General features: G+C 49.9%; 6 protein-coding genes. All 6 read left to right on the forward strand.

Going from position 1 to position 11,869, the window contains the following annotated elements; all coding sequences use genetic code 11:
- Window positions 1–30 precede the first annotated feature (30 nt).
- The 6 genes from G8759_RS34005 (at window position 31) to G8759_RS34030 (ending at window position 11,810) form a co-directional block, all read left to right on the forward strand.
- A complete protein-coding gene (locus G8759_RS34005; RefSeq protein ID WP_167218021.1) occupies window positions 31–1,152 on the forward strand; it encodes a FecR family protein in 1,122 nt (373 codons plus the stop codon).
- A gap of 277 nt (window positions 1,153–1,429) precedes the next feature.
- A complete protein-coding gene (locus tag G8759_RS34010; RefSeq protein WP_232074053.1) occupies window positions 1,430–4,756 on the forward strand; it encodes a TonB-dependent receptor in 3,327 nt (1,108 codons plus the stop codon).
- A 20-nt stretch (window positions 4,757–4,776) separates the two neighbouring features.
- Window positions 4,777–6,273, forward strand: coding sequence for a RagB/SusD family nutrient uptake outer membrane protein (locus G8759_RS34015; RefSeq protein ID WP_167218026.1), 1,497 nt, complete (start codon window positions 4,777–4,779; stop codon window positions 6,271–6,273).
- Window positions 6,270–7,604: a hypothetical protein gene (locus G8759_RS34020; protein ID WP_167218029.1), complete on the forward strand. Its 1,335-nt coding sequence runs from the start codon at window positions 6,270–6,272 to the stop codon at window positions 7,602–7,604. Before G8759_RS34015 ends, G8759_RS34020 begins: the two co-directional genes overlap by 4 nt.
- Window positions 7,601–8,935 (forward strand): hypothetical protein, encoded by a 1,335-nt coding sequence (locus G8759_RS34025; protein ID WP_167218031.1) that lies wholly within the window; start codon window positions 7,601–7,603, stop codon window positions 8,933–8,935. Before G8759_RS34020 ends, G8759_RS34025 begins: the two co-directional genes overlap by 4 nt.
- A gap of 427 nt (window positions 8,936–9,362) precedes the next feature.
- On the forward strand, window positions 9,363–11,810 hold the full coding sequence (locus G8759_RS34030) for a PAS domain-containing protein (protein WP_167219400.1): 2,448 nt from the start codon (window positions 9,363–9,365) through the stop codon (window positions 11,808–11,810).
- The last annotated feature ends 59 nt before the right edge of the window (window positions 11,811–11,869 follow it).

An 11,869-nucleotide genomic window follows, 5' to 3' on the forward strand; every position in this document is an offset into this window, starting at 1 on the left:
ACTATTTCGCCATTTTGTTGCCCGATTACAATGCACAATTACTACGACTATACAGAAGAAGACCTGGCTCAGGATGATTTCTTTCGAAGATGGTTTCAGCAGCCTGATAGCGAAACGAATGCATTCTGGACGGACTTCATGACGCAATATCCCGAAAAGCAATCGGTTGTTGTTGCGGCCAGAGCGCTGTTGAAAGCCGTAGAGCAGGTGCAGGTTTTGCCTACGCAGGCACAGGGTAACCAGATTTGGGCGAAGATTCAGCAACAGATTCAGGATGATGCAACCGAATTAGTAGATGAGCCTCAAGTCCATCGAATTGGCTACTGGCGACAATGGGCTGCTGCGGCCGCTATTCTTCTGTTAGTTGGTTTCGGCTGGTGGTTTGCAAGGCGCCCCGAAACGATTGAAAAAACAATGGGTTATATACAGCCCAAATCTCAAACAGAAGCGGAGTGGATTGACAAAGTCAACGAAACGAATCATACACTCTCCATTAAGCTGAGTGATGGCAGTCAGGTCGTTTTACAGCCCCAAAGCCGGGTAAATTACCCGAAGACGTTTTCGGCCGATAAGCGCGAAATCAGGCTTGAGGGAGAAGGTTTTTTTGAGGTCACCAAAAATTCCAGACAACCGTTTATGGTTTATGCGAACGGACTGATCACGCAGGTGGTCGGCACGAGTTTTACCATTAAAGCCTTCCCAAAAATGGCGAAGATAACGGTAGCGGTTCATACGGGAAAAGTTGCGGTTTTTACGGCAAAAGCCCTTCATAAATCGCAGGAAGATCAGCAACGGATCGCCGGTATGCTCTTGTTGACGCCTAACCAGCAAGCGATATTCGATAAAGGCAGCGAACGGTTAACGGCTCGCTTAGTCGATGAGCCAACACTGGTCAAAAAGCCCGAAACCAAACAGTATTTCGTATTTGAGAACACGGCTGTTTCCGATGTATTTCACAAGCTGGAAGAGTCGTATGGCATATCCATCCAGTATGATCCAGCCATCTTCGAGAAATGCAGCCTGACGGCTCCGTTGGGTAATGAACCGCTCTTTCGGAAGCTGGATATTATTTGTCAGACGATTGGGGCCACCTATGAAGTCTGGGGAACGAAGGTCATTATTTCCGGGCCGGGTTGCCAGCCAAAATCCTAAATCAATCTTTTTTTGACCCCCCTAAACCCTGACTGGATGATAAAATCTGAACCTGACTGCTAAAAAAGAACCGGATCAGCGGGCTAACCATGTTGCAACCATGATTGTCCCGAGATCCGGCCTCAGTAACGTTCCCTCTCCATTTTTCCGGCTTTGCAACTCCCCTGAAAAAGGCGGGGACGGGATTGTTTTTGCCCATTGTTTCCAAAAATCTATTGACAAAAACCAGGCTAAAAGTATGAAAAAACTTGGGAAGTTATTTACCCTTACTACAATCATGAAGATTACTTGTGTACAGTTGATACTGGCTGTAGTCTTTGCGGGCTTAACGATGGCTCGAAACGGAATGGCACAGGATTTATTGAATCGGCAGGTATCGGTTCAATTCGATCATAAGGACTTGAAAACCGTGCTCCGTCGCATCGAAAAAGCGGCTAATGTGAAGTTCACCTACGTTCCTCAACTGATCGAAACGGAGAACAAAGTGTCGATTCGGGCCACAAATGACCGGCTCGAAGTGGTGCTCGACCGGCTGCTGAAACCGCTGAATATCAGCTATCAGATTTCGGGAAATTATATTGTGCTACGAAGAGAAACATCGCGGGTAGACAATACACCCGTTCCAACCGAATCGCTTCGGGTCGATGATCTGATCGTTACGGGTACTATTACCGACGAAAAAGGAGTCACGTTGCCGGGCGTCAGTGTACTGCTGAAAGGCACGCAGCGTGGTACCGTCACCGATGGCAATGGCGCATTTCGATTGGCAGTGCCTACGAATTCGGCGATACTGGTGTTCAGCTTTGTTGGCTATGTACCTCAGGAAGTGGCTATTGGAAATCGCACCTCCTTCGATATACAGCTGGCACTCGACAACAAGGCATTGGGCGAAGTGGTTGTCGTAGGGTACGGTACCCGCACGAAAACTTCTTTAACCGGCTCCATTGCATCAATCAAAGCCGACGAGTTGAAAGTCACGCCAGTCGCTAATTTGGCCCAGGGAATTCAGGGGCGCGTGAGTGGCTTGGACATGCGCCAGAACTCAGGTACACCGGGGGGCAATATCAGCGTACGTATTCGGGGTACCAATTCCATCAACGGAACATCCGAGCCGCTTTATGTGATCGATGGCATTCAGATATCGGCTACCTCGGCGGTCAATGCCGCCAATCCACTTTCTCAGATAAATCCCTCTGATATTGAGTCGGTAGAGGTGTTGAAGGATGCGTCGGCGACGGCCATTTACGGGGCCAGGGCAGCAAATGGTGTCGTGCTGATTACCACCAAACGAGGCAAAGACGGTGTCACCAATGTGTCTTACGATGCCTATGTGGGCCAGCAGGAAACCACCCGAAAATTGGGCATTTTGAATGCTACGCAATTCGCCCAGCTGGAAAACGATACGTATAGCCCTACCGTCATCTATCCAAATCCAGGCAGTGCCGGTCAGGGGACTAATTATCTGGACTTGATTTTTCGGAAAGCGTTAATTCAAAATCATCAGCTCTCGGTCACCAGTGGTAACAACAAGACACAAATTGCGGTGGGCGCTAACTATTTCAGTCAGGATGGTATCATTAAAAATACTGATTATAAACGGTATGCCTTCCGAGCGAATATCGACCATCGCATTAGTGACCGAATCAAAGTGGGCACCAGCCTGTATTACACTGTCACGGATGAAGATCGGCTCAATGCAGGTGGAACGGGCGTGAACGTAACCAGTGCCCGCGAAGGAATTCTGGGCCGGGCGGTGGCCGCTCCTCCTACCCTGCTCCCGTTCCGACCTGATGGTAGCGTGTACTCCTTTGCGGATCAGTTTAATGGTCGCTATCGGGAAACAGTCAATCCAATGGGGGAACTGGCCAAGAAGAACTATACGAATAGCAACCGGCTTCTGGGCAACTTATACCTCGACATAACGCTTACCAAAGGGCTAACCTACCGGGCCAGCTTCAACGCCGACCTGACTTCCAGTTTACAGGAGTTGTACTCGCCCCGCTCCATTGTCGATTCGATTTCGCTTGGGAATGCCAGCGCCGTTAATGGAAGTGCCAGCAACAACAGCGCTTATGTAAAAACCCTCTTGCACGAGAGCATTCTGACCTATAAGAACGTGTTCGGCCAGCATCATGCGATCAATGCGACGGTGGTGTATGGAACTCAGTCAGAGATACTTCAGAACAATAACCAGACGGCTTCCGGCTTTGGGAATGATTTTACCGAGAACTGGTCAACGTCAAACGCTACCGTGTATGCACTGTCGAGTTTCCGAAACAAAAGCAATCTGGTTTCCTATCTGGGCCGGATTGGCTATGGCTATAAAGACCGGTATTTTCTGGATTTGACCGCTCGGGTCGATGGGTCGAGCAAATTCGGAGCGAACAATAAATACGGATTTTTTCCGGCTATATCGGGTGCCTGGCGAATCATCGAAGAGGATTTTATGAAGCCCGTAACCTTTATCACCGACCTGAAGCTTCGGGCCAGTTATGGAATTACCGGAAATGCGGGAGCCATCGGGCCTTATCAGTCGTTGGCCACGGTGAGCGGACAAGGTTATAATTACAACTTCAATAATACCGTACTGACGGGTATCAACCCAAGTGGCATTGCCAATCCTGACCTAAAATGGGAACAGGCTACCCAGCTCGATATTGGCCTAGACCTGGCTTTTCTGAATAATCGACTGACCGTTGTGGCTGATTATTACCACAAACGCACCGATAACTTACTCTTTACTAAAGCCGTACCGATGTCATCGGGTTATACGACCATAACGGGAAACTACGGCTCTATTGAAAACAAGGGTATTGAATTGGGAGTTAGCGCCAAAATTTTAACCGGTACTGTCAAGTGGGAAGCCTCGGGAAATATTACGTTCAATAGCAACAAGGTGCTGGCGCTGGATGGTATTCAGAATGAATTGGCCTTGTCGAGCTATTCGCTGCTGAAAGTCGGTTATCCGCTGGGCATTTACCGTACCTACATTCTGGATGGCATCAACCAGACCGGCGAAACGTTTTTGCCCGGTTACGATGCCCGCACGGGTGGGTTTAAAATCAAAGATGTCAATAACGACGGTAAAATCAGCACCGACGATCAGGTCATTGTCGGCAACGCACAACCCAAGTACTTTTTCGGTTTTTCCAGCTCCGTGAAATACAAAAATTTCGAGTTGAGCGGATTTCTGCAAGGCATACAGGGCAGTCGTTTGTTCAATGGATTCCGCTTCACGTTCGAGACGCCTTCCGGGCAAGTGAATCTGCTGGAAGGCATGGCGAACCGCTGGTCGGCTACCAATCCCAACAATGAGTATGTCAAACCGGCCCAGGGCACGAACCTGCCAGTTGGCGATCGCTGGGTGGAAGACAATTCCTATGTCCGGGTTAAGAATTTAACGCTGGCGTACAACATACCCCGCGTCAAATTCAGCAAGGGAATTCGGGCTTATGTAAGCGGGAATAACCTATTTACCATTACCAACTACCAGGGCTGGGACCCAGAGTCCAACAATTACGGGAGCTCGAATGCGCTGTTTTACGACAACGGCACCTACCCAGCGGCCAAATCATACGTAATCGGCCTTCAGTGTACTTTCTGACCTTAAAAAAACCTACCCTTATGAACCGATATTTTTCAAAATCCATCCTGGTGGCGCTGGTTATGGTGTTCTGCTCCAGTGCCTGTCAAAAATTAGACGAGGATGTGTATTCCTCCGTGATCACAACGAATTTTTACAAAAGCGCTCAGGATGCCGAAGCCGCCCTGATCGCAGCCTATGGCCCTATAAATGACCTGTTCGATCAGGCTCCCTTTGTTTTTGGTTCTGATTTTGCCGGTGATCAACTTTGGGTCAAACCCGTTGTGGGGCGGAACGTGTTTGCCTTGTACAGTTACGACACCGATTATTCTGGCCCGAAAAGCTTTGGCCGCACTGCCGAGAGCCCTTACGGATTATGGCAGTTTTGCTACAAAGGCATCGAGAATGCGAACTGGGTCATTGAAAAAGTACCGTCGATTACTATGGAGGCTACTCGCCGAAATGCCATTGTGGGCGAAGCTCTCTTTCTTCGGGCGCTGTATCATTTCACACTGACAAAGAATTTCGGGGATGTTGTCATTCGGTTATCACCCAGTAAAAGTGAAACCGATGCGCTGGTTGCCAAAAGCCCCAGGGCCGATGTGTACAAACAGATTTATAAAGATCTGGATGAAGCGATCATCAGACTGCCATCTTATTCAGCCGCAACGATAAAAGGACGATCATCCAAAGAAGTGGCTATTGGATTTTATGCGAAGGCCGCGCTTTATGCCGAAGACTGGGCCACTGCCAAAGCGAAAGCACTGGAAGTAATCAATTCCGGGAAGTACTCGCTGATGGCCAATGTCCTGGATGTATTTGATGTGGAAAAAGAAGATCTGGCTCGCCAGGAAAACATGTTTGCCTTCGAGGGCGATAACAGCACGAAAGCACGAGGTACTACCCTGATGGGTTTCTGCGGGCCAGCCAACAGTGCCAGCCGGGATTACGGCAACATGACATTCGGCTCCATCTTCGCGTTTCAGGCCTTCTTTGACTCATTCAATCCAATTGATAAACGGCGACAGTTAATGGATACCACCTACATCAGCGTGGCGGGGAAAGTGGTTCCCCAAAAGGACATCACGCCTTATACGGTGAAAGGTGTATTGATTAAGAAATACATGGACAAAAACTCAGTTGGAGCGAAAGGACGGAACAACGTACCTATGCTTCGGCTGGCCGATTTATACCTGATTGCCTCCGAAGCTGAAGCTCGTTTGAACGGCCCAACCACAACAGCCTATCAATACATCAATGCCATTCGAAACAGGGCGGGCTTGGCCAATCTTACCGCGGGATTGAGCAAAGACGATTTTATTCGTGCCGTTTTGCAGGAACGGAGTTGGGAGTTTTTTGCCGAGGGGGATCGCTGGTACGATCTCACCCGTACCAATACCTTCCTGACGGTCATTCCGAAAGCCGTTAATGAGGTGTATCCGACACGAACTCCCCAGGCTAAACATCGCTATTATCCCATTCCGCTGGACGAAATCAGGGCGAATCCCAAACTCGAACAAAATCCGGACTGGAAATGAGACAGCGCCAGCCAAAACAAGGAATTGCGCTCGCATTGCTCCTATTTCTTGGCCTTTGCTCATTCCAGAAACTGCCAGTAGCTCCCGAATGGAATGTCCATTCGGGAGACAGCGACAGCCTGAATATGGAAAAAGCGCACCAGGAAATCTGGCGTCGGTTCGTCGATGAGCACAACATCCTCATCGACTTTGCAGACTCGTCCGGGAAATTTGCCCGCCCCACGGCAGACGAGTTTTTGTTGAATAAACCCAATGCATTGGGTTGGTGGACGCCGACGGAAAATGGCTCAATGTTCAACGGGCTCTATCTGGACGGACTTTGCCAGCGATGGCTGTACTGGCATCGGGAAACCGACCGAATCAAGGCGAGAAAGTTAGCGCAGGGATTGCTATTTCTGGCCTCTGTTGGCGACACGCCCGGCTTCATTGGTCGGGGTGTGGCCACAGATGGCAAAACGCCCCCGGCGATGGGCTCGAATGACCAGACTTCCCCCTGGTTTTACGGGCTATGGCGTTACCTGTATTCGGGCCTGCCTGAGCCACAGGAACGTAAGCAGCTTATCGCCAAGATGGTTGAGGTGGCCAATGTGCTTCAATCGACAGGCTGGCGACTGCCAACAACGGCGTATTCACCGGCCCGTTACCGAAACACATTCGCTACCTTCAGTTGGGAAGGAGCACCCCGGTTGCTGTTCATCCTTAAAGCTATGCATCAATTAACCAACGATGCGAAATGGGATAAGCTCTATCGGGAAGCCGCCTACGAAACGGGTGGAGAACCCAACCGCAGTCGCCTTCAGATATGTGCCGACGGTATGCTATTCGACATTCCGAAGCAGTTTCGCTGGACGGGCGTATCGAGTACGGTGGATGTGCGGGCGCTGTGGGAAATGGAAACCGATCCTGCTATGCGTGCCGCCTATGAACAGGGACTAAACGCCAGCGCCCGTAGTGCGGTCGTTGATGTAGCTCGCTGGCATCTGTTCGATAACAACGACCGAAAGGTCTTTCTGCACGATTGGCGCAGTCTGAATCAGTGGTGGAAACCACAACACAGTGAGCAGGATGCCCTTACTGTATCAGCAACACAGCTTACCGAACTGGTCAAATTATCTCCACGTCGTAATTATGAACTTAGTCTTGTACGCGAACCACTTTGGATGGCCTGGATTGTGGCAATGGCTCCCGACCGGACACTAGTTGATCCCTATCGCACCGAAATGCTGGGGGCTATAGGCCATTTTCAGTATGACCGCCTGACTTATTCTCAGTTTTTTCCGGCCGAAACTGTCTGGTTCCGCCTTCAAAAAAACGCGCCGAAATCACGATGAAACGTTCTAATTGTGTGCTGATTTTCGCAATCAGCTTTTTAATAACTACTTCGGTAGTGGCCCAATCAACCTCCACGCTCCAGGCTGACAGTGATGTACAAAATCAGGTTGAACGGGCTTTACAGGAGATAAACCGACGGTTTATTAGTCCACAACACGGCATTTTGTACGACTATGCTGGTCGGGATGGGAACAATTTTCTGCCAACTCCCGACGACTGTAAAACCGATAAACCCAATGGTCTGGCCTGGTGGTCACCCATTGAAAACGGTGCCTTTTTCAATGGGATTTACCTCGATGGGCTTTGCAATCGCTGGAAGATTAGCCGAAAGGAAGTCGATGCACGCGAAGCCCGTAAAGTGGCCGACGGATTGGTACGACTGGCAACGGTTGGGAACGTGCCTGGATTTATTGCCCGGGATGTCGCTTCTGACGGTAAAAGTCATCATGTGGCCGGTTCCGATGATCAAACGGGCCCCTGGTTTTATGGCATGTGGCGTTACGTCAACAGTGGCATTCCTGATCGAGCCGAAAAAGCCCGGTTCATTCGTTTGATGGAAACCGTGGGCGATGCGCTGGAACAGACGAACTGGCAACTCCCCTGCGACCGGGAAGGCTATGGTTTTCGCGGGAATCTGACCGATAAAGGCTGTCGAATTTCGGTTCGGTTGGTCTTTATCTACCGCGCCCTGTATGATGTTACGCAGCATAAAAAGTGGCTCGATGGTTATTATCGTCGATTGAAGGAGATTCCCGAAGGTGATTCGCTATCTCGCCTGGAGCTATGTGCACAGGGAATTCCTTACGAAACGACAGCACCCGAAAAAGGAAATAAGACCGAAAACGAATTCTGGATCACCGGCATTTCACAGGCTAATCTAAAGGCGCTAGTCGAACTGGAACAAGATCCGAACCTGCGCGAAAAATTCAGAAAAGGGTTGCTTATCAGCGCCGAAAAAGCAGCATTGCACCTGTCTCGGCATAAAAACTTCGATAATGCACACGCATTCGGCTTTAATGAAGATTGGCGGCTGGTAAACAGTTTATGGAAACCGCAACCCGACATTGCCACTACTCTTGCCCTGGCCCTTCTACAGGCGAAGGAATGGTCGAACTTATCGCCTGCCAGAGGTTATGAAGACAAACACATGCGTGAACCGCTGTTTGCCGCATGGGTAGTGCTTTTATCGGGAAACAAAAACTTAATTGATAAGCACAAGTCCATCCTGCAAAGCACCATCATGCATTATGACTGGAAGCGGCTTTATACGTCCCGATTCTTTGTGGTTGTCCCGGCTTTTTATGAAGCGAAACTGAATCATCTCCTGTGAGAAGCTCTAGACTAGTCCAAAATGAGCAATATACATCGGTGACTTGTCCTGAAATCGAATGATTGTGCGGGGACTATTGAATTCCCGGGAAAATCATTCGATTTCAGGGCGGGGCAAGAAAAATTTCTTCTATCAGTAATGAGTACCTTGCTATACTGCTCAAAAGCATCAAGCCTAATTAAGCTTACTAAGACTAAAGGCAGTATCAATTCTACAACCAGATACAGTTGAGCCGAACATTTAACCATATTTGTAAGTCTTTTGTAGGCATCGAACATCTGGTAACGACAAGTTGGCTACCCTAACGGATCGAGTGCGAATAGTAAAGACAAATTAACTTCGTGCTCCGGGAGACAACTCAGCCCTTTTTTCTGTGAAAACAGCTGCACCTGATCATAACTACCCTTTCTGGCAGGGAGGGGGAGAAATGGGTGAACTCACCCGAAATCACGACTGGTCGAAAACCGCTCTGGGCACACCCGATCAGTGGCCACAGAGCCTCAAAACTACCCTGGGCATTATTTTACATTCCGCATTTCCCATGCTCCTGTTCTGGGGTGAGGAATTGATTTGTTTTTACAACGATGCTTTTCGTCCCAGCCTGGGAAAAGAAGGCAAACATCCAGGCCAAGGCAAGAAAGGGCCTGAAATGTGGGCGGAAATCTGGGACTTTATCGGTCCACTCATCAACCAGGTCATGAAAACCGGAGAGCCGGTTTTCTTCCAGGACCAGTTGGTTCCTTTCTATCGCAACGGTCAGATTGAAGACATCTACTGGACCTTTAGTTATAGTCCGACTTATGGCGATAGCGGCCACATTGATGGGGTCTTTGTCACCTGTACCGAAACCACCCGTGCCGTCCTCGATCACCAAAAACTGCAAGCCAGTGAAGCCCAGTATCGGCTCATTTTTGAGCAGGCACCGGTGGCTATTGGAACCATGCGGGGTGAAGACCTGATCATTGAAACGGCCAATGCCAAAGTGCTGGAAATCCTGGACAAAACCCCTTCGATCATTGGTCAGCCCTGGTTTCAGGTGCTACCCGAATTAGTGGGAGAACCAGCCGAAACGATTATCAAAACCGTGTACCGGACTGGTGTTCCCTTTACCGTTTCGGAGTTTGGCGCACTGCTCCGTAAAAACGGTAAACTAGTGCAGGGTTACTATACGTTTAGTTACCTGCCGCTGACGGAGAATGGGGTAACCAGGGGCATTCTACAAGTAGCGGTGGAAGTCACCGACCAAGTCGTAGCTCGCCGGAAAGTAACCGAGAGCGAAGCTAAACTGCAAGCCTTGATTGAGCAGGCCCCGGTCGCCATGGCCTTATTTGTAGGTCCAGACTTAGTGATTGAGCTAGCCAACGAACTGATGATCAACTACTTTGGAAAAGGCCGATCAATTCTGGGCAAACCGATCCGGCAAGTGCTCACCAATCCGGGTGATCAGTTTGCGTTACAGCTACTCGATCAGGTCTTCACCACGGGTGTAGCCTATGAAGCCAAAGGGGCCTCTGCCGACTTGACCATCGATGGCGTGTTTGGCAGGTACTATTTCGATTTTAGCTTAAAACCCCTTGTCAATGCAGCCGGTGAGGTCTATGCGATCCTGGAGACGGCTGTGGAAGTAACGGCGCAGGTACTGGCTCGACAACGGCTGGAAGAAACCGAGGCTGGCCTGCGCGGGGCGGTCGAGATGGCCCAGCTAGGCACCTGGAGTATCGATGTGGCTACCAACGGACTCACCTATTCGGATCGGATGATCGAATGGTTTGGCTACGATCCGGGGGCACAGGACTATAACCAGGTGATTCCCATTCTATTGGCAGAGGATCAGGACCGGGTTGCTGCCGCTGTGGCCCAAGCCCTGCTACCCGAATCGGATGGTATTTACGAACAAACCTATACCGTCATTCACCCCAGAACGGGTCAGAAACGGGTTCTGCATGCGCATGGCAAGACGGTGTTTGATGCCAGTGGGAAGGCTATTCGTCTCAATGGAACCGCTCGGGATATTACCCTCCAGCGAGAACTGCAAACGGCCCTTGAGCATGAAGTTCAGCAGCGCACCGAAGAACTGGCGAATGCCAATGAAGAGCTGGAGGCCAACAATGAGGAACTAGAAGAAGCCAATCAGCTTCTCTTGCGTTCAAATGACAATCTGCAAACATTTGCCTATGTGGCTTCGCACGATCTTCAGGAACCCCTGCGTAAAATTCAACAGTTCGGAAATTTACTCACCGCCCGGCAAACGTCCTTATCGGCCGACGAATTGATTTATATTGAGCGGATGCAGTCAGCGGCTAGCCGCATGGCTACCCTCATTCGGGATTTGCTCAACTTTTCGCACTTGTCCACGCAACGTGATCCTACCAGGCTTGTACCCCTCAATGAGGTCGTTGATGACGTGCTGAATACCCTAGAGCTTGTCATGGCTGAGACCAAGGCTGAAGTGAAGGTCGATCCGTTGCCAACCATTCAGGGTGATGCCTTTCAACTAGCCCAGCTTTTTCAGAATCTACTCGGAAATGCCCTCAAGTTTCGCCGTACGGATCAGACTGGTGTTCCGGTTGCCCCTAGGATCCGTATTACCACGAAAATAGTGGAGGGCAATGAGCTACCGTCTGGGGTAAAACCCACGCGAACGGCTAAAGCCTATTACCGGATCAATGTAATCGACAATGGGGTCGGCTTCGATGAAAAGTATCTAGACCGCATTTTTCAAGTCTTTCAGCGGCTGCACGGCAAGCATGAATTTTCTGGCACGGGCATTGGGTTAGCGATTTGTGAGCGGGTTGTGGTTAATCATGGCGGGGCGATTACGGCCAGTAGTCAGCCAGGGCAGGGGGCGACGTTCAGCATCTATCTCCCTGCCTAGCACTCACTTTTATACTGGCCTAATCCCTCCCATGCGTCGAAAGTATAGACGTAATTTTT

Source organism: Spirosoma aureum (genome assembly GCF_011604685.1).
GTDB classification, from domain to species: domain Bacteria; phylum Bacteroidota; class Bacteroidia; order Cytophagales; family Spirosomataceae; genus Spirosoma; species Spirosoma aureum.

Coding starts and splice junctions, on each gene's coding strand:
- G8759_RS34005 (WP_167218021.1), top strand. CDS start 31: ATGCACAATTACTACGACTATACAGAAGAAGACCTGGCTCAGGATGAT.
- G8759_RS34010 (WP_232074053.1), top strand. CDS start 1,430: ATGAAGATTACTTGTGTACAGTTGATACTGGCTGTAGTCTTTGCGGGC.
- G8759_RS34015 (WP_167218026.1), top strand. CDS start 4,777: ATGAACCGATATTTTTCAAAATCCATCCTGGTGGCGCTGGTTATGGTG.
- G8759_RS34020 (WP_167218029.1), top strand. CDS start 6,270: ATGAGACAGCGCCAGCCAAAACAAGGAATTGCGCTCGCATTGCTCCTA.
- G8759_RS34025 (WP_167218031.1), top strand. CDS start 7,601: ATGAAACGTTCTAATTGTGTGCTGATTTTCGCAATCAGCTTTTTAATA.
- G8759_RS34030 (WP_167219400.1), top strand. CDS start 9,363: ATGGGTGAACTCACCCGAAATCACGACTGGTCGAAAACCGCTCTGGGC.